General features: G+C 51.1%; 17 protein-coding genes and 1 other RNA gene. 7 read left to right on the top strand and 11 right to left on the bottom strand.

Annotated features, from left to right (window positions below; all coding sequences use genetic code 11):
- Positions 1-54: 54 nt before the first annotated feature.
- The 8 genes from sufE to WC7_RS15015 form a co-directional block, all read right to left on the bottom strand.
- A complete protein-coding gene (gene sufE, locus WC7_RS14980; protein WP_016152910.1) occupies positions 55-471 on the bottom strand; it encodes a cysteine desulfuration protein SufE in 417 nt (138 codons plus the stop codon).
- 12 nt (positions 472-483) lie between these two features.
- Positions 484-1704, bottom strand: coding sequence for a cysteine desulfurase SufS (gene sufS, locus WC7_RS14985; RefSeq protein WP_016152909.1), 1221 nt, complete (start codon positions 1702-1704; stop codon positions 484-486).
- Complete coding sequence (gene sufD, locus WC7_RS14990; protein ID WP_016152908.1) at positions 1701-2972, bottom strand: Fe-S cluster assembly protein SufD; 1272 nt, start codon at positions 2970-2972, stop codon at positions 1701-1703. The genes sufS and sufD overlap by 4 nt, the downstream gene beginning before the upstream one ends.
- Positions 2947-3693, bottom strand: a complete 747-nt coding sequence (gene sufC, locus WC7_RS14995; RefSeq protein WP_016152907.1) for a Fe-S cluster assembly ATPase SufC — start codon at positions 3691-3693, stop codon at positions 2947-2949. The genes sufD and sufC overlap by 26 nt, the downstream gene beginning before the upstream one ends.
- A gap of 16 nt (positions 3694-3709) precedes the next feature.
- Entirely contained in the window at positions 3710-5197 is a 1488-nt protein-coding gene (gene sufB / locus WC7_RS15000; RefSeq protein WP_016152906.1) for a Fe-S cluster assembly protein SufB, read from the bottom strand.
- Between the two features lie 8 nt (positions 5198-5205).
- The gene (sufA, locus tag WC7_RS15005; protein WP_016152905.1) at positions 5206-5574 is read right to left on the bottom strand and encodes a Fe-S cluster assembly scaffold SufA; all 369 of its coding nucleotides are present in this window, start codon (positions 5572-5574) and stop codon (positions 5206-5208) included.
- Between the two features lie 342 nt (positions 5575-5916).
- The gene (locus WC7_RS15010; protein WP_032947027.1) at positions 5917-6693 is read right to left on the bottom strand and encodes a hypothetical protein; all 777 of its coding nucleotides are present in this window, start codon (positions 6691-6693) and stop codon (positions 5917-5919) included.
- Positions 6694-7069: 376 nt separating this feature from the next.
- Positions 7070-7957, bottom strand: a complete 888-nt coding sequence (locus WC7_RS15015; RefSeq protein WP_016152903.1) for a LysR family transcriptional regulator — start codon at positions 7955-7957, stop codon at positions 7070-7072.
- A 122-nt stretch (positions 7958-8079) separates the two neighbouring features.
- On the opposite strand from WC7_RS15015, the gene WC7_RS15020 reads away from it, so the two are divergent.
- Complete coding sequence (locus WC7_RS15020; protein ID WP_016152902.1) at positions 8080-8931, top strand: Vmh family MBL fold metallo-hydrolase; 852 nt, start codon at positions 8080-8082, stop codon at positions 8929-8931.
- A gap of 67 nt (positions 8932-8998) precedes the next feature.
- Here the strand turns inward: WC7_RS15020 and WC7_RS0124510 are convergent, their stop codons facing one another.
- From WC7_RS0124510 to WC7_RS15030, 3 genes are all read right to left on the bottom strand, one after another.
- Entirely contained in the window at positions 8999-9187 is a 189-nt protein-coding gene (locus WC7_RS0124510) for a YdiH family protein (RefSeq protein ID WP_029139522.1), read from the bottom strand.
- Between the two features lie 77 nt (positions 9188-9264).
- Entirely contained in the window at positions 9265-9675 is a 411-nt protein-coding gene (menI, locus tag WC7_RS15025) for a 1,4-dihydroxy-2-naphthoyl-CoA hydrolase (RefSeq protein ID WP_016152900.1), read from the bottom strand.
- Positions 9672-12728 (bottom strand): D-2-hydroxyglutarate dehydrogenase YdiJ, encoded by a 3057-nt coding sequence (locus WC7_RS15030; protein ID WP_016152899.1) that lies wholly within the window; start codon positions 12726-12728, stop codon positions 9672-9674. The genes menI and WC7_RS15030 overlap by 4 nt, the downstream gene beginning before the upstream one ends.
- A 213-nt stretch (positions 12729-12941) precedes the next feature.
- Between WC7_RS15030 and ydiK the strand changes: the two genes are divergently transcribed.
- The 6 genes from ydiK (at position 12942) to ydiB (ending at position 18491) form a co-directional block, all read left to right on the top strand.
- Entirely contained in the window at positions 12942-14051 is a 1110-nt protein-coding gene (gene ydiK / locus WC7_RS15035) for an AI-2E family transporter YdiK (RefSeq protein WP_016152898.1), read from the top strand.
- A gap of 184 nt (positions 14052-14235) precedes the next feature.
- Positions 14236-14343: antisense sRNA RprA (gene rprA / locus WC7_RS25425), an RNA gene on the top strand.
- 158 nt (positions 14344-14501) lie between these two features.
- The gene (locus WC7_RS15040; RefSeq protein ID WP_016152897.1) at positions 14502-14858 is read left to right on the top strand and encodes a YdiL family protein; all 357 of its coding nucleotides are present in this window, start codon (positions 14502-14504) and stop codon (positions 14856-14858) included.
- A gap of 48 nt (positions 14859-14906) precedes the next feature.
- Positions 14907-16127, top strand: a complete 1221-nt coding sequence (locus WC7_RS15045; protein WP_016152896.1) for an MFS transporter — start codon at positions 14907-14909, stop codon at positions 16125-16127.
- Positions 16128-16367: 240 nt separating this feature from the next.
- Positions 16368-17603 (top strand): MFS transporter, encoded by a 1236-nt coding sequence (locus WC7_RS15050; RefSeq protein ID WP_016152895.1) that lies wholly within the window; start codon positions 16368-16370, stop codon positions 17601-17603.
- Between the two features lie 21 nt (positions 17604-17624).
- Positions 17625-18491 (top strand): quinate/shikimate dehydrogenase, encoded by an 867-nt coding sequence (gene ydiB / locus WC7_RS15055; RefSeq protein WP_016152894.1) that lies wholly within the window; start codon positions 17625-17627, stop codon positions 18489-18491.
- Positions 18492-18494 lie beyond the last annotated feature (3 nt).

Genomic DNA, 18494 nt, shown 5'->3' with positions numbered 1-18494 from the left:
GTTGCACTACCTCACTCTTTCACGTCGAGCTGAAAATTGACGTGTTTTATCAGTTTAGCTAAGAGTTGCGGCTTTGGTGCGAATAGCCCGAATCATCGCCTCCAGCCCTTGTGAACGAGACGGTGTGAGATGCTGTGCGAGCGCCATTTTTTCAAACCACGGACGCACATCAAAATTCACAATATCCTGGGCCGTCATGCGGTCATATAAAATGAATACGACAGCGATAAGCCCTTTCACAATTGCCGCATCGCTGTCGCCCTGTAATTCAATAATTCCTTCAGCATTCTGACGCATGACAATCCATACCTGACTTTGACAGCCCTGGATGCTATTTTCCGTATTACGATCGTCGTCGTTTAATTCCGGCAAACGCTGACCCAGTTCAATAATGTACAGGTATTTCTCTTCCCAATTAGCGCAACGCAGAAAATTACGCAACAACTTTTCTTTATCCGGTAGCGCAGCCATAACGCCTCCCTGTTATCCCAGTAAGTGATGAATACGCTTGAGGCCCGTTACCAGGCGATCCACTTCTTCGTGGGTGTTGTACATAGCAATCGACGCCCGGCACATCGCAGGAACGTTATAGTAGGCCATCAGCGGCATGGCGCAGTGATGCCCTGTCCGCACGGCGATACCATAGTTATCAAGAAAACTCCCGACGTCATAGGCGTGATGTTTGCCGAGGTTAAACGCAATCACCCCCAGACGATTATCCGGCCCGTAGAGCGTTAAATCCGGCACATCCGCCAGCTGTTCCAGCGCATAGCGCATCAGGAATTGTTCATATTCGCTGATTTCAGTAAGCCCCAGTGCGGAAACATATTCAATAGCCGCGCCGAGTCCAATAATTCCCCCAGTGTTTGGCGTTCCGGCTTCAAACCGCCAGGGGGCTTTGGCCCACGTCGTCCCCAGGCTCAGACTCACCGTCGCAATCATCGACCCACCGCCTTCCCACGGCGGCATCTCCTGCAGCAACGACTCTCTGGCATACAGAATGCCAATACCGGTTGGCCCGTAGAGCTTGTGCCCAGAGAAAACATAGAAGTCGCAATCCAGCGCCTGCACATCCACCTGATGATGCATAACTGCCTGTGCGCCATCCACCAGCACTTTCGCGCCGTATTGATGCGCCAGCTCAATCATCTCAACCAATGGGTTTTCCGTGCCCAACACGTTAGACACATGGGTAATCGCCAGCAGTTTCGTGCGATCGTCAAACAGCGTCGGCAGCGTTTCCAGTTGCAACGTACCTTCTGTATTGAGCGGAATAACGCGCAGTTCTGCACCTACGCGAGCGCACAACATCTGCCAGGGCACAATATTGGCGTGGTGCTCCATTTCGCTGATGATAATGTTATCGCCCGCCCGCACATTGCTGCCGCCCCAGCTGTTAGCTACCAGGTTGATACCTTCCGTTGTGCCGCGAACAAACACCAGTTCTTCAGCTGAACGGGCGTTGATAAACAGCGAGGCGAGCTTGCGCACATTCTCCATTTTTTCCGTGGCCTGCGCGCTCAGCGTATGGATCCCGCGGTGGACCGCGGCATAGCCATGACGGTAAAACTCGGCTTCGGCATCAATCACCTGGTTGGGCTTTTGCGCGCTGGCGGCGCTATCCAGATACGCCAACGGTAAACCGTTCACTTCACGCGTCAGGACCGGAAAATCAGCCCGCACTTTTTCAATGGGAAATGTCATGCTACGCCTCCCGGCAAGCGTTGAGCGATCCGTGCCAGGACCTGTTGTTTCAGCGTTTCCTCGCCCAGGGCTTCCGTCAGCTCAGCGGCAAACGCATAGAGAATCATTTGTTGGGCATCATGCTGGCCGATCCCGCGCGAACGCAGATAGAACATCTGCTCGTCGTCGATCCGCCCTACCGTCGCCCCGTGGCTGCATTTCACGTCGTCGGCATAAATTTCAAGCTGCGGCTTGGTATCCACTTCCGCCAGTTTTCCGAGCAGCAAATTATTGTTGGTCATCTGACCGTCGGTTTTAATGGCGTGCTGAGCGACGTTGATCAGGCCATTGAATACCGCCCGCCCCTTATCGCTGACAATCGTTTTATGCAGTTGTCGACTGTTGCAATATCCCTTGTTGTGCGCAAGCCAGGTGCGGGTATCGCAGACTTCATTTTTCACCGGCATCGCCAGGCTGTTAAGCCGAAGCGTGGTGTTTTCGCCGTTAAGCTGGGTGCTGGTGTTATGGCGCAACACCGCATCACCGAGTAAAAAGCTGTGGCTGGCGGCCGTGGCATCAGCGCCCAACTGAATATCATTATGCGCGAAGTGGTGGCTGAGCGGATTCTCAAACGCCAGTTTGATGTGACGCAAGTGTGCGTTTGCCGCGACGTTCATCGTTAATCGTGCACCGGTAAAATGGCGATATTCGCTGAGGCTGACATACTGTTCAATGACGGTGGCTTCTGCGCCTTCTGCCAGGTCCAGATGGTGGCGATAGTGCGCCGTGTTCACCTCTTCGCCCGCCAGCCCCTGGGTAATGTGCAGCAGCAGCAATGGTTTTGCCGGTCGCTGGTTACGCTTCACCTGAATGTGCGTTACACTGCGGGAGAGGCTTTCGGTCAGGTGCAGAAAGACTTCCGGTTGGATAGCCGCCGGTAGCGACTGGCGCACGTCATCAACGGTAATGTTAAACCCGCTACCTTCTGCGCTGTCGCTGAGCGTTGGACAGAATTGCCCGTCAACAAACACCAGGCGGACAGCATCAATAGCCGGCGCTAACGCTTCACACTGGGCGGACGTTATCTCAGTGACATGACTGACAAACTGGCTGTTGGTTAATCCTTCCAGCGGTGTGTATTTCCAGTCCTCATGCTTACGCGTTGGCAGTCCCAGACGCAGCATCTGCTGCAGGTGCTGCTGGGCATGGTGCGAGCGCGTCTCCCCTTGCGTTTCAAACAGATGATGCCACTGTTGCAGCACGTTACTGCTGTTCGCTAAGCCAGCCATAACCTTGCTCCTCCAGTTGTTTGACCAGCGTGAAATCGCCGGATTTCACAATTCGCCCCTGGTAGAGAACGTGCACATAATCGGGTTTGATGTAATCCAGGATGCGCTGATAGTGGGTGACGATAATGAATGAACGTTGCCCGTCGCGCAGCGAGTTCACGCCATCCGCAACGACTTTCAGCGCGTCGATATCCAGCCCGGAGTCCGACTCATCAAGAATGCACAGCTGAGGTTCCAGCACCGCCATTTGCAAAATGTCATTACGCTTTTTTTCGCCACCTGAGAAACCAACGTTGACCGAACGCGTTAGCAAATCTTCCGGCATCTTCAATAACGCGATTTTCTCTTCCATCAGATCCTGGAAGTCAAACCTGTCCAGCGACTCTTCGCCACGGTAACTGCGCACCGCATTCAGTGCCGTTTGCAGGAAAAACTGATTACTGACGCCGGGGATTTCTACCGGATACTGAAATGCCATAAAGATCCCTTCACCGGCCCGGTCTTCGGGTGACAGTTCCAGTAAATCCTTACCGTTGAATTCTACCGTCCCGCCGGTGACTTCGTAGTCATCGCGCCCGGCGAGCGTTGCGGAAAGCGTACTTTTCCCGGAACCGTTCGGCCCCATAATGGCGTGTACCTCTCCGGGGCCAATATCCAGGCTCAGCCCACGCAGGATCGCCTTATCTTCCACACTGACCTGTAAATTTTTAATGCTTAACATGTGCTTTCCTTAAATTTTAACCGACGCTGTGTTCAAGACTTATGGCGAGAAGTTTTTGCGCTTCAACGGCAAATTCCAGCGGCAGTTCAGAGAACACGTCTTTACAGAAACCATTAACGATCATCGAAATGGCATCCTCTTCGCTGATGCCGCGCTGTAAACAGTAAAACAGTTGGTCTTCACCAATGCGCGAGGTCGTGGCTTCATGCTCAAGCTGGGCGCTGTTGTTACGACACTCCACATACGGGAAGGTGTGCGCTCCACAATCCGCGCCAATCAGCATCGAGTCGCATTGGGTATAGTTGCGGGCGTTGGTTGCGGTCGGCATGATCTTCACTAAGCCGCGATAGCTGTTTTGACTGTGTCCCGCGGAGATCCCTTTCGAGATAATGGTCGATTTGGTGTTCTTGCCGATGTGGATCATCTTGGTGCCGGTATCGGCCTGCTGATAACCACTGGTCAGCGCGACGGAGTAGAATTCGCCGATAGAGTTGTCGCCGCGCAGAATACAGCTTGGGTATTTCCAGGTAATGGCCGAGCCGGTTTCCGACTGCGTCCACGACATTTTGCTGTTTTCGCCTTCGCACAGGGCGCGCTTGGTGACGAAGTTCAAAATGCCGCCGGTGTTACCATCACCAGGGAACCAGTTTTGTACCGTCGAGTATTTCACTTCGGCATCTTTGTGGATAATGACTTCCACCACCGCGGCATGCAGTTGGTAGCTATCGCGTACCGGGGCTGAACAGCCTTCGATATAGCTGACGTAACTGCCCTCATCCGCAACCAGAATGGTGCGTTCAAACTGACCGGTTTTTTCCGCATTTATACGGAAATAGGTCGACAGTTCCATTGGGCAACGCACACCTTTCGGGACATAAATAAACGTGCCGTCGGAGGCCACCGCCGCATTCAGCGCCGCAAAGAAATTGTCATTCCCCGGGACAACCGTACCCAGATATTGTTTTACCAGCTCAGGGTGATCGTGAATCGCCTCACCAAACGAACAGAAAATAATGCCCTGTTCCGCCAGTTTATCGCGATAAGTTGTCGCCACCGACACCGAGTCAAAAATAGCATCAACCGCCACCTCTTTGCCTTCGCGGACCGGCACGCCAAGCTGCTCAAATGCGTCCTCAACTTCTTTACTTAAAAACGCATTCGCCCCCGTTTGCTGCACCGCGCCCGGCTCAGACGCGCAGGTTTCATCGCAATTACCGCAGGACGGCGCGGAGTAATAACTGTACTCCTGGTAGTTCAGCTTATCGTAATGCGCTTTTAGCCAGTGCGGCTCTTCCATGGTTAGCCACGCTTTAAAGGCATTCAGGCGAAATTCCAGCATCCAGTCGGGTTCATTACGTTTTGCCGAAATCGCGCGCACGACATCTTCGTTGATCCCTTTTGCCAGCTCATCGGTTTGTAGATGGGTGAAGAAGCCCTCTTTGTAATTAAGGTGCCCGCCAGCCCAGGTGTTGACATCGTCAGTTGCTTCAGTATTACGAGACATAGTACCGCCTATACCCCAAAACTTTCGCCACAGCCGCATTCGTTCTGGGCTTTCGGGTTATGAAATTTAAATAGCTGATTTAATCCTTCGCGCACGAAATCGACTTCTGTGCCGTCGATGAACGGCATCGCCTGTAACGGTACATAAAGTCTGGCCCCCTCCGTTTCAAACAGCAGATCGTCTTTTTCCGCCTGGCGAACGGTGTCCAGCACGTAGCCAAATCCCGCGCATCCCGTTTGCTTCACGCCTAAACGCACGCCTAACATGTCGGGTTGCTTTGCCACCAGCTCGCGGATGTGCGCCGCAGCCGCTGGCGTTAACGTCAGACCTCGCCAGGCAAAATCGTCCGGGTTAAATGTTCCTGAATGCAATTCCATAGGGTTACCTCGAGTCACTAGCTTTCAAGCTATAACAACATGTTAGTGATAATGATTATCACTTCAACCCCTCAACAGCAGGGGCATTCGGGTTAATCGCCCTTTTTGACCCCTTTTACTAAGCATAGACCCTGCTGCGTGGGTTAACAGGGATGGATTTTTTTGTTCAATGCATTGATTAATAATGGATTAAGTAATTTCAATCGGCGAGACAGGTCGATAATCAAAAGATGTATAGAAAATGACTATTTCTGTGATAGAAGAGGCAACTTCCTCTGTCAGGCTATACCTAACCAGGGAGTTATCAGAGATGAGATTCGCAGAGCGGTGAACGGACAAAAGTTAACGGCTGGCTAGCCACCCATTGCCATTTTTCACTCGCCCGTAGGCAGGGGTTATATTATTTTCAAGCTGATAGATGATGGATAAAATAACATTTAAGTTATATCGTGTTATTTGATTATGTTCGGTTGCAAAGGATGAACTGGTTTCCACAAGATTGAAATGATTATATTCCTGCAACAGTGCTAAATTTGGCGCAATCTCAACAGGAAACTGTTTATCATTTGGTGAGGTGAAAAGATAGATATTCGCAGTTTTATGTTTATCTCTGTAGATAACATCCTGCAGCATATTATCCAGCTTATTAATATTCGCTGGCGAGATGGTGCCCATCATCTCTTGTCCGACGTGCGTCCAATATCCTTTTGCAACATAGCTACCGATGTAAAACTGGGGGACTGCTGTAATGATGTTCCGAATGTTGTGCTTAATGCCGTAATACATCGACATCGACCCGCCTTTGGAAGCACCAAGAATAGTCGTGTTAGTGGGTTTTACAAAATCAATCACCCCCTGCATGAGTAGACTAACCCCCTGCTCAATATCGAAATTCATTTTATTACACAAGTAATAAGCTGGCAGACCGCCAAAATCATCTTTAATCCATAGAATTGCAGAATGGCAATGGTCAAGCATGACAAAGTCATAGATGGTAGCATCCGGGATATTAAATCCAGACATGACAATCAACAAATGCCGACAATCTCTGGAGGCTGGTTTGAATCGATAGTGAATCGGTGTCTGATTTTTATAATTGAAAACAAGATTCTCTACCATTATTTAAACCCGGTTAACGTTTCACGGTGACCAGAACAGCGCACACAGTAATGATTTACCAAAGCGTCTGTTCTGTATTCTCTGTGCTATATAAAGCGGTTATGATTCTTTAAACTTAAATGTCACCACGGCTATTTTTTGACAACATCGGTCTGCAGACTCACGGCAAGTAGGTACAATCCCGTTCGGGCACTACGTGAAGACAACAAAAAACCCTTAAGGCTGCTTGCTGGCAGGCTTAAGGGTTCCGGCCCCATCCGGCGCTTATCTCCGGCACTCACGATGGCTTAGCTCTTGAAGGGGCGATAAGAATAATCTCACTTCCGGATATGTTTTGTTTAACACAAATTGCGATTTGACTATTTTATAAGCGTATTCAATCAATTATTAGGCGCTGTTTTTCACTGAGTGCGTCCAGCAACAGGCGCAGCCCTGCAGGCTGATGCTCCCGCGAAAGATATAAACCATAAATTGGCAGGATTTTTGGTTGAAGCTCGGGCAAGAGTCTAACCAGCTTTCCCTGTGCCAGTCCTTCCCGCGCCTCCAGTTCCGGCACCAGCGCAATGCCCGTTCCCGCCAACGCCGACTCACAGAGCAACGAAGAGATCCCGGCGCTCAAATTGCCTTTAATCGCAACAGCGGCAGCCCGCCCCTGGGCATCCAGAAAGTGCCAGGATTTTCCGGCAAACCCGCTGTAGTACAGACAATTATGCCGCGTAAGGTCGTCGATAGTCTCAGGAGTGCCATGTTGATGCAGGTACTCTACAGACGCGCACAGTACCGATTTACAGTCGCCAAGGCGACGGGCGATAGTTCCAGGTTCAGGGTTTTCCGTTATGCGGATCGCCACATCAATGCGTTCTCCAACGAGGCTTACCGGTTGATTATTGATCTCCACCTCGATACGCAGCTGCGGATACTTCGTCAGAAACGCGGGCAGTACCGGCGCTAAAATATGCATAGCTGTAAAATGCGCACAGGCCACGCGTAGCGTGCCAGAGGGAGTTTGCGCGGCGCTGGCGGCACCAATATCCAGCGAAAGCTGCGCCAGAGAACGCGTTTTCACTAATGCCTCTTCACCCGCTGGCGTGATCGTCAGACGGCGCGACGAGCGATGGATTAGCCTTGCCCCCGCCCATTTCTCCATCTCGTCGAGGTAACGACTGACCATCGGACGGGAAAGCCCCAGCGCACGCGCGGCGGCGCTCAGACTGCCCAAATCACAGATATGGTTGAATACCGTTGCCGCCATCACTCTGTCCATTGCATCCCATCCGATCGTTTTATGAAACTCAGCATGTCCTAATAAGGGAATTCTAACAGATCCGAATTTCCTTAAAATACAGGAACTATCAAAAGACAATTTCCTGCACAAGGATACCTGGCATGAAAGTTAAAACGCTGGCCCTGCTGTTACCTCTGTTCGCCTCTTCAACCTTTGCCGCGACGCTACAGCTGGACGTCTACAATCCACAGGACAAGGCTATTTTCCCGGTCTCTTCAACGCTGGTTTCAGGACCGAAAGAAGCAATATTGTTTGACGCACAGTTCAGTACTAAAGATGGTGAACAGCTGGTGCAGATGATTCGCGCCAGCGGTAAAACGCTGAAGGCCATCGTGATCACCTCCGGCGATCCGGATTTCTATTTCGGACTGCAGCCTATCGTCAAAGCCTTCCCACAGGTAAAAGTCCTGGCAACACCGCACGTAGTAGAGCATATCCGTGCCACCAAAGAGGCCAAACTGCAATTCTGGGGTCCGCAAATGAAGGATGGCGCGCCAACATCGCTCACTGTTCCGCAAGCGACAACGCAAACGCATTTCACGGTTGATGGTGAAGCGCTGGAACTGCGCCACCCTAATGATTATGCAGCCTATGTCTGGATCCCGGCGAACCGTGCCATTATTGGCGGTACCGGCGTGGCGTCTGGTATACACGTCTGGACGGCGGATACGCAATCTGCAGAACAGCGTAGCGCGTGGCGTAGCGTACTGAGCGAAATGCAGAAGTTACAACCCACCCAGGTGGTCCCGGGGCATTACATCGGCGAACGCCCTGCGGGCGATAAAGCGATTCGCTTCACACAGGACTATCTGCAATCGTTTGAGCAGGCGTTAGGGGCGAAGAAAGGTTCGGATTATGTGATTAAAACCATCACCGCGGCATGGCCAGGTCTTGCAGACGCAAGTTCTCTGGAGCTAAGTGCGAAGGTTAATACTGGTGAGATGAAGTGGTGATTGAGATTTAACGCAAAAAATAACCCCGAACGCGTGTCGGGGTTTCATTACGATAAGCATACCGGAATCAATGAACGCCCATGCGCCAGGCAAAATAGATCTCTTCTTTTAGTTCAGTCGAAGAAAGCGTCAATAAATCCGCGAACTCCAGCTCTAACTGTTTCAGTCTTTTCAGGTACTGAGCTGGTGAAAGATCGGTTTTATCACGACGTAAAAACTCTATTGCCAGTTGGGCCGGGTCTAGTTGGGTAGACATATCATCCTCGCTTGTGTTCAAAACCTGCACAGTATAACACCATTCCCTGTGCAGATAATGACCAAAAGCAATATGCATCACAAAATTGCTGTCGTCAGACGCGACGTGCAGCACAATCGTCCCTGCTCATCGAAGATTTCGATTTGCCATACCTGATGACGGGAGCCGGTATGCACCGCGCGACATACCCCTCTGACGCGCCCTTCCCGCGCCGAGCGAATATGGTTGGCGTTGACCTCCAGGCCCACCACTTTCTGCTCACCCTGAGTACACAGATAGCCAGCCACCGAACCAATGCTCTCAGCCAGCACTACGGACGCGCCGCCGTGCAGCAAACCAAATGGTTGTTTAGTACGGTGGTCAACCGGCATTGTGGCTTCCAGCGTGTCATCGCCAATGTGCACAAAACGAATATCAAGCAGCCCAACCATATTTCCTTCACCCATGGCGTTGAGCGCTTCGAGTGTGACTTCACGTTTCCAGATCATCCTATAATCTCCAGCAGTGCCTGTAATGGATGGCGAACGCCCGTGCCTTCAACGCGTTTAACCTGACTGCGACAGGAGTATCCGGTAGCCAGACAACGGTTACGCGGCAATCGTTGCATTGCCTGGTGCCATGATAGCTCATAGATCCCCAGTGAGTTCTGATGATTCTTCACTTCGTGGCCATAGGTGCCCGCCATGCCACAGCACCCTACGCTGATGTTCTCCAGCTTTGCGCCAAAGCGGGCAAAAATAGCCGCCCACTGAGCAGGCGCGCCCGGCAGGGCCGTCACTTCGGTACAGTGTCCAAAGAAGTACCACGGTTCACCGCCCACAGCGACTGGCGGCTGTGACTCCACAACTGTCGATAACCATTCGTTGGCGAGTAACACATGGAAATCGCCCCGCTGTTCCCCGAGCGCCAGTTTGTATTCATCGCGATAGCAAAGCACCAGCGCCGGATCGACACCCACCATCGGAATATTCAGCTTCGCCACTCGATTGAGAAACTCAGATGTTTTCTTTGCGGTTTTTGCAAAACGATTTAAAAAGCCCTTAATATGCTGGGCCTTGCCGTTTGGCGAGAACGGCAGCAGTACAGGCTGCAAACCCAACTTTTCAACCAGACGTATAAAATCAGCCACCACCTGTGCATCGTAATAGCTGGTGAACGGATCCTGCACCACCAGCACCGTACGGGCTTTTTGCTCAAGGCTGAGTAATTCGAGCTGTTCCAGCGTCATATTGGCGGAACGATGACCAACCAGCTGACGTTGAAGCGACGGCGCAGACAGCAGCGGTAAGTCGACCATGCCGATGTGCTTTTTAGCCAGATTACGCACCAGCGGCTGGTTGATGAAGAAGTTAAACGTGTTGGGCGCCCGCGCCATTAACGGCGCATAACTCTCAACGGTCGCCACCATGTGATCGCGCAACGGCCGCAGATAACGCGTGTGATACAACTGCAGGAAGCGTGAGCGGAACTCCGGCACATCGATTTTAATCGGACACTGTGTGGAACAGGCTTTACACGCCAGACAACCCGACATTGCCTCTTTCACTTCGTGCGAGAAATCGTATTCGCCTTTGCGCGCATGCCAGCTATTGCGGGTACGGGCAATCAGCGTACGTAAACTGGCACGTTTTTCCGGTAGCTCTTTTTCCAGCTGTAGCGGGTCAATCCCGCGATCTGCCAACAGACGCAGCCATTCACGCACCAGCGTAGCCCGCCCTTTCGGTGAATGGATACGGTTGAGGCTGATTTTCATCGACGGACACATCGGGCTTTTCGCATCAAAGTTAAAGCATAACCCGTTGCCGTTACACTCCATCGCCCCACGCCACTCCTGGCGGACGGCCAGCGGGATCTGACGGTCATACGTTCCGCGCTTCACCGCGTCCACTTTCATCATCGGCGCATCAACATCTTCCGGTGGACAGATTTTGCCAGGATTGAGCCGGTTTTGCGGATCAAACACCGATTTCACTTTACGCAGTTCACGATACAGTTCCTCACCGAAGAACGCCGGGCTATATTCTGCACGAAAACCTTTCCCGTGCTCGCCCCACAGCAGACCGCCATATTTTGCCGTCAGCGCGACAACATCGTCAGAAATGCGTTTCATCAGCACTTCCTGCTGCGGGTCGCACATATCCAGCGCCGGTCTGACGTGCAGCACGCCTGCATCCACGTGACCAAACATGCCGTAACTCAGGCCGTGGCTATCGAGCAGCGCACGGAACTCGGCAATATAGTCAGCCAGATGTTCCGGTGGAACGCAGGTATCTTCAGCAAACGGAATCGGCTTCGCGGCCCCTTTCGCATTCCCCAGCAGACCGACGGCTTTTTTACGCATCGCGTAAATGCGTTCGACGCCTGCCAGCTCGGTACATAGCTGCCAGCCTATAACGCCCGCTTCCTGACGCGCGATTAAGCCATCCAGCCGTTCGCACAGTGCGCTGACTTGCGAATCAATCAATGCTTCATCGTCACCGGCAAACTCCACAATATTCAGACCCAGCATCTCTTTATCCGCCACATCGGTAATCAATTCACTTACCGAGTGCCAGACAATATCTTCCCGTGCCAGGTTAAGCACTTTGGAGTCGACGGTTTCTACCGACAGCGCGCGCGCTTCCACCATCACCGGGGCATTACGCAATGCCGAGTCGAAAGAGTCGTACTTAACGTTAACCAGTTGTCTGACTTTGGGTAGTGGCGTGATATCCAGACGGGCTTCGGTGATAAACGCCAGCGTACCTTCAGAGCCAGTAAGAATGCGGGTTAAATCAAATTCGGTCATCTCATCGTTAAAGACGTGCCGCAGATCGTAACCGGTCAGGAAGCGATTAAGTTTCGGGAATTTATCAATGATCAGCTGTCGGTTGTCGCGGCAACGCTCATAAACCGTCTTGTAGATGCGGCCAATAGCGGTGTTGCTATTACCCAGCGTTTGGGCAAGTTCGACCGGCATTGGCTGGGTATCAAGAATATCGCCGCCCATTAGCACCGCGCGGATACCCAGCACGTGATCGGAGGTTTTACCGTAAACCAACGAGCCTTGTCCGGATGCGTCGGTATTGATCATCCCACCCAGCGTTGCCCGGTTACTGGTGGATAACTCGGGGGCAAAGAAATAGCCGTAAGGCTTCAGAAACTGGTTGAGCTGGTCTTTTATCACCCCAGCTTCGACCCGCACCCAACCTTCCTGCACATTGATTTCAATGATGCGGCTCATATAGCGGGACATATCAACAATAATGCCCTGATTCAGCGCCTGACCGTTGGTCCCGGTGCCGCCACCGCGTGGGGTAAAAATCAACGAAGAGAAAAGAGGTTCCGCCGCCAGACGAGCAATGAGCGCCACATCTGCGGTTGAACGAGGGAATACGACAGCATCAGGAAGCAGCTGATAAATACTGTTATCCGTCGACATTGTCAGACGATCGGCATAGCTCGTTGCCGTATCGCCCGTAAATCCTTGCTGCTCCAGTGCCTGCAAAAAATTGAGCACCAGTTGAACGACACCTGGCGCCTGAGAAATTTGTGGAATCATTATAGTGACCCTTTCCTGCGGTCTGTGTTGTGAATTTAATCGTTTGCGTGTTGCTTTGTTTGTTGTATCACATTTTTTTCTAATACGCTCAGCAGATTTACAGGCAGAATCCGCCTGTTAAAAACCGCTGAAATTGCTCATCATTACAGGGTGTCATTTAAGTGTTCACGTCGCGTCAACGTTCTGGCGCAAAGACAAAGGTGAAAAGTATTTATGGTAAATTTCCGCCAGCCCAAGGATATTGCACAAGTGCTGCTATCGGCGCTGTTTTTAGCCGTCATGATTGTGGCCTGTCTTTGGATTGTTCAGCCCTTTATCCTCGGTTTTGCATGGGCGGGGACGGTGGTCATTGCGACCTGGCCGATCCTGCTACGCTTACAAAAATTGCTCTGGGGCCGTCGCTCGCTGGCCGTGCTGGTGATGACCCTGCTGCTGGTGCTGTTGTTCATCATTCCTATCGCGCTACTGGTCAATAGCATTGTTGATGGCAGCGGGCCATTGATCCATGCCGTAACCGCAGGCGATATGACCCTGCCGGATCTGGCGTGGCTGAACAGTATTCCGTTGGTCGGCGCAAAATTGTATGCCGCGTGGCACAGTCTGCTGGATATGGGCGGCGCGGCCATCATGGCCAAGGTTCGTCCTTATATCGGCACGACGACGACCTGGTTTGTTGGCCAGGCTGCACATCTTGGCCGCTTTATGATGCACTGTGGTCTGATGCTGCTGTTCAGCGCCCTGCTGTACTGGCGCGGTGAACAGGTGGCGTTAGGTATTCGCCACTTCGCTTGTCGCCTGGCATCCAAACGTGGCGATGCCGCCATTCTGCTGGCAGCACAAGCCATTCGCGCCGTCGCATTAGGCGTTGTGGTCACCGCGCTGGTGCAGGCAGTGCTCGGTGGTATTGGTCTGGCGGTAACCGGCGTGCCGTACGCCACGCTGCTGGCGGTATTGATGATCCTGTCTTGTCTGGTGCAACTGGGACCATTGCCGGTGCTGGTCCCGGCCATTATCTGGCTGTACTGGACGGGCGATTCAACCTGGGGCACGGTGCTGCTGGTGTGGAGCGGCTTGGTCGGAACGCTGGATAACGTTATTCGCCCGATGCTGATTCGCATGGGGGCCGATTTGCCACTGATCCTGATTCTCTCAGGGGTCATCGGCGGACTGATTGCCTTCGGCATGATTGGTCTGTTTATCGGCCCGGTGGTACTGGCCGTGTCCTGGCGTCTGTTCTCCGCCTGGGTAAACGAAGCCCCTGCGCCAGGTAGCGATCCCGACGAAATCCTCGAAGAAATTGCTGAAATCGAACGCAATAAGTAATCCCACGTCAGGCGGCACCGCCGCCTGATTGTTTAACATTGCTAATCAATTCCGCCCGATTACTGAATAAGACCCAACGTTATCCTTCTTTAAATACTCATTTGCTTCGCAAATTATTTACAGTTTTTAAACTATTGAGATGAATCTGATCGACGTAAAAAATCAGTATGCCTACTATTAGCCCATGGCTTTAGATCAACACATTGATTTATAAGCATGGAAATCCCCTGAGTGAAACAACGAATTGCTGTGTGTAGTCTTTGCCCATCTCCCACGATGGGCTTTTTTTTGTCCTTCGCGCGCCTCGCCACCAGCCTTACCGCAACACAGAACCCCTCTTCCCCGTTGATAAACAAATAATATTGCACAAGATACTGTGACTCTCTTCAAGCCGAAATATCCACAGCAATGTTATTACTATTCCACCGTCTTTTATGAGGTGATCAAATAATGAACGCATTAGAACTCCAGGCTATCCGCCATATTTTTGCTATGACGGTAGAAGAAAGCGCTATGTATATCTCGCGGGATCACAATGTTGCCGCCTGGCAACAATGGGAGAATGGCGAAAAGGAAATCCCGGAAGACATCACGCGCATTTGTGCAGAAATGAAAGCCAAACGAAAGTTAAGAATTAACGCCATTATCGAAAAAATAAATAACCGTATCGGTAATAACACCATGCGTTTCTTTCCCGATCTGAACTCTTTTCAGGCGGTTTATCAGCACGATGATTTTCTCGACTGGAAAATCTATCAATCGGCCGCTGTTGAACTGTACGCCCACGACCTTGAGCGTTTGTGTTAAGAGACCGCAGCGCCACACTCATTTAGCCTCTTCGCTGAGTAACATATTATGAAAAACACCTATTTCTCCACTGCGATAGGGCTGTACTTTAATTACCTGGTACACGGCATGGGGGTCATTCTGATGAGCCTCAATATGTCTTCACTGGAACAACAGTGGCACACCGATGCCGCAGGCGTCTCAATTGTTATTTCCTCACTCGGCATTGGCCGTTTAAGCGTGTTATTGGTGGCGGGCATGCTTTCCGATCGCTATGGCCGCAGACCGTTTATTATTTTCGGTATGGTCTGCTACCTGCTGTTCTTTGTAGGCATCATCAATACTCACAGCATTTATATTGCCTATGCTTTTGGATTTTTAGCTGGAATGGCAAACAGTTTTCTTGACGCCGGAACTTACCCCAGCCTGATGGAGGCGTTTCCCCGCTCTCCCGGCACGGCTAATATCTTAATTAAAGCGTTTGTTTCCATCGGTCAGTTTCTGCTGCCGATGATTATCAGTCTGCTGGTGTGGGCAGAACTTTGGTTTGGCTGGTCCTTTCTTGTGGCGGCCGCCGTGATGCTAATTAATGGCGTATTTTTGTTTCGCTGTCGATTCCCGGCCCATCCTGGGCATCAAGCCCCCCTCAAGGCATTACCCGTTCAACAGAAAAGCATACAATCTGAACATCGTTGTTCTCTTCTTGATCTCGCCAGTTACACTCTGTACGGCTACATCGCCATGGCGACATTTTATCTGATAAGCCAGTGGTTGGCACAGTACGGACAGTTTGTCGCCGGGATGTCCTACACCTTATCGATCAAGCTGTTAAGCATTTACACCTGCGGTTCTCTACTGTGTGTGTTGATCACCGCGCCACTGGCACGAAAGACGGGGCGCGCAACCTCTCTGTTAATGCTGTACACCTTTATCTCATTTATCGCCTTGCTGATGGTCTGCCTGCATCCGTCGATCTACATGGTGATCGTCTTCGCATTTGTCATCGGTTTCTCTTCAGCCGGAGGCGTTGTACAAATCGGTTTAACGCTGATGGCCGCACGCTTTCCCGATGCGAAGGGCAAAGCCACCGGGATTTACTACAGCGCGGGCAGCATTGCGACCTTCACCATCCCACTGATAACGGCAAGACTCTCGCAGACCAGCATTGCTCACATCATGTGGTTTGATACCGGCATAGCCGCGGTAGGCTTCCTGTTAGCATTGTTTATTGGCTATCGCAGCCGTATCGCGACAAAGCAGCAACTAAACATGGCGACGGGCGTAAAATAACGCGGATGCAATATTGTTCCCTCTCGCTGCAAAATAATTGGTCGCGGTTTTAAAACTTCAGCAAAATCTTGGTTGAAAGAATTAAGTTTCACAGTTGAGCATGCAACATACCTGGTAACTTAAACGCCATGCTATGTAGGCACAATATCAGCGCCCCGGTATATTAATCACAAGGTCGCCGCAATTTAAACAATATCGACGAGCACAGAACAATTTTAAAATCCGCAAGGAGTTGTGAACATGTCTCAAAATAAGACCTTTAATACGCCATTTCTTTTGGCGATAATCTGTATTTATTTAAGTTATTTTTTACACGGCATTAGCGTCATTACACTGGCGCAAAATATGAGCTCTCTTGCAGAAAAATTCTCTACCGACAATGCGGGGATAGCCTATTTAATTTCCGGCATTGGTCTTGGTCGTCTGGTGAGTATTTTATTCTTTGGCGTGCTCTCAGATAAATTTGGTAGACGGGCTATCATTCTGTTAGGGGCAATTCTGTACATGCTGTTTTTCTTCGGCATTCCCGCCAGCCCGAATCTGATGATTGCCTTTATTCTCGCTGTTTGTGTCGGCGTCGCTAACTCGGCCCTGGATACAGGGGGCTATCCGGCATTGATGGAATGCTTCCCTAAGGCATCTGGGTCAGCTGTTATCCTGGTTAAAGCGATGGTCTCATTCGGGCAGATGATCTACCCCATCGTCGTCAGCACCATGCTGCTCAACCATATCTGGTACGGCTATGCGGTCATTATCCCGGGGGTACTGTTCGTCATCATAACGTTGATGCTGCTCAAAAGCCGTTTCCCCAGCCAGATGGTGGATGCGGGCATTGCAAAAGAGCTACCACAGATGAACAGTAAACCGCTGGTCTGGCTGGAAGGCGTAGCCTCCGTTATGTTTGGGGTAGCCGCATTTTCGACCTTTTACGTCATCGTAGTCTGGATGCCGAAATACGCGATGGCATTTGCCGGCATGGCAGAAGCCGACGCGCTGAAAACCATCTCTTACTACAGTATGGGATCGCTGGTCTGCGTGTTTATTTTTGCTGCACTGCTCAAGAAAATGGTTCGCCCCATTTGGGCGAATGTATTTAACGCCGGGCTGGCAACCCTCACCGCAGCGGTTATCTATTTATATCCATCCCCATTGGTGTGTAACGCCGGTTCATTTCTTATCGGGTTTTCTGCCGCAGGCGGTATTTTACAGCTCGGCGTTTCGGTGATGTCAGAGTTTTTCCCCAGGAGCAAAGCCAAGGTCACCAGTATTTATATGATGATGGGGGGCGTAGCCAACTTTATTATCCCATTAATCACCGGATACCTTTCAAACATTGGCCTGCAGTACATCATTTTGCTGGACCTCGCATTTGCTTTGCTGGCCTTCATCACCGCCATCATCGTCTTTATTCGTTACTACCGCGTATTTGATATTCCCAAAAATGATGTGCGGTTGGGCGAACGTTATTTTCAATAAATTGCTTAGAAGGAGTATCAAATGGACGTAACTGCAAAATATGAACTGATTGGTCTGATGGCCTACCCTATCAGACACAGCTTGTCGCCTGAAATGCAAAATAAGGCATTAGAAAAAGCGGGATTACCTTTTACCTACATGGCATTTGAAGTCGATAACTCCACGTTTGCTAATGCGATTGCCGGGCTGAAGGCCTTAAAAATGCGCGGTACCGGAGTCTCAATGCCCAACAAGCAACTGGCATGTGAATATGTTGATGAATTAACGCCTGCAGCCAAACTGGTCGGCGCGATTAACACTATCGTCAATGATGATGGTTACCTGCGCGGCTACAATACTGATGGCACGGGGCATATTCGCGCCATCAAGGAAAGCGGTTTCGATATCAGGGGTAAAACCATGGTACTGTTGGGCGCAGGCGGTGCGTCAACGGCCATTGGCGCCCAGGCGGCGATTGAAGGCATCAAAGAAATCAAACTCTTTAACCGTCAAGATGAGTTCTTTGCCAAAGCGCAGGAATTCGCCAAACGTGTTAATGAAAATACCGACTGCGAGGTCACCGTTATCGATCTCGACGATCGACAGGCTTTTGCGGACGCACTGGCCAGCGCGGATATTCTGACCAACGGTACGAAAGTGGGAATGAAGCCGCTGGAGAACGAATCTCTGGTAACCGACGTTTCCCTGCTACGCCCGGATCTGCTGGTGACTGAATGCGTCTACAACCCGCATATGACCAAATTATTGCAACAGGCACAACTTGCCGGTTGCAAAACGATTGATGGTTACGGCATGTTGTTATGGCAAGGGGCTGAACAGTTCAAACTCTGGACCGGGAAAGATTTCCCTCTTGAGTATGTGAAACAGGTTATGGGTTTTGCAGCCTGATGA

Source organism: Citrobacter sp. KTE151 (assembly GCF_000398845.1).
Classification (GTDB): Bacteria; Pseudomonadota; Gammaproteobacteria; order Enterobacterales; family Enterobacteriaceae; genus Citrobacter; species Citrobacter braakii.
This window is presented reverse-complemented; position numbering and strand designations above follow the sequence as displayed.

What these genes read in the sequence shown, in the direction of transcription:
- WC7_RS15045 (WP_016152896.1), top strand. Translation starts at nt 14,907, where the DNA reads ATGAAAAACACCTATTTCTCCACTGCGATAGGGCTGTACTTTAATTAC.
- WC7_RS15040 (WP_016152897.1), top strand. Translation starts at nt 14,502, where the DNA reads ATGAACGCATTAGAACTCCAGGCTATCCGCCATATTTTTGCTATGACG.
- WC7_RS15010 (WP_032947027.1), bottom strand. Translation starts at nt 6,693, where the DNA reads ATGGTAGAGAATCTTGTTTTCAATTATAAAAATCAGACACCGATTCAC.
- WC7_RS15020 (WP_016152902.1), top strand. Translation starts at nt 8,080, where the DNA reads ATGAAAGTTAAAACGCTGGCCCTGCTGTTACCTCTGTTCGCCTCTTCA.
- WC7_RS15015 (WP_016152903.1), bottom strand. Translation starts at nt 7,957, where the DNA reads ATGGACAGAGTGATGGCGGCAACGGTATTCAACCATATCTGTGATTTG.
- WC7_RS15050 (WP_016152895.1), top strand. Translation starts at nt 16,368, where the DNA reads ATGTCTCAAAATAAGACCTTTAATACGCCATTTCTTTTGGCGATAATC.
- ydiB (WP_016152894.1), top strand. Translation starts at nt 17,625, where the DNA reads ATGGACGTAACTGCAAAATATGAACTGATTGGTCTGATGGCCTACCCT.
- menI (WP_016152900.1), bottom strand. Translation starts at nt 9,675, where the DNA reads ATGATCTGGAAACGTGAAGTCACACTCGAAGCGCTCAACGCCATGGGT.
- sufD (WP_016152908.1), bottom strand. Translation starts at nt 2,972, where the DNA reads ATGGCTGGCTTAGCGAACAGCAGTAACGTGCTGCAACAGTGGCATCAT.
- ydiK (WP_016152898.1), top strand. Translation starts at nt 12,942, where the DNA reads ATGGTAAATTTCCGCCAGCCCAAGGATATTGCACAAGTGCTGCTATCG.
- WC7_RS15030 (WP_016152899.1), bottom strand. Translation starts at nt 12,728, where the DNA reads ATGATTCCACAAATTTCTCAGGCGCCAGGTGTCGTTCAACTGGTGCTC.
- sufE (WP_016152910.1), bottom strand. Translation starts at nt 471, where the DNA reads ATGGCTGCGCTACCGGATAAAGAAAAGTTGTTGCGTAATTTTCTGCGT.
- WC7_RS0124510 (WP_029139522.1), bottom strand. Translation starts at nt 9,187, where the DNA reads ATGTCTACCCAACTAGACCCGGCCCAACTGGCAATAGAGTTTTTACGT.
- sufB (WP_016152906.1), bottom strand. Translation starts at nt 5,197, where the DNA reads ATGTCTCGTAATACTGAAGCAACTGACGATGTCAACACCTGGGCTGGC.
- sufC (WP_016152907.1), bottom strand. Translation starts at nt 3,693, where the DNA reads ATGTTAAGCATTAAAAATTTACAGGTCAGTGTGGAAGATAAGGCGATC.
- sufS (WP_016152909.1), bottom strand. Translation starts at nt 1,704, where the DNA reads ATGACATTTCCCATTGAAAAAGTGCGGGCTGATTTTCCGGTCCTGACG.
- sufA (WP_016152905.1), bottom strand. Translation starts at nt 5,574, where the DNA reads ATGGAATTGCATTCAGGAACATTTAACCCGGACGATTTTGCCTGGCGA.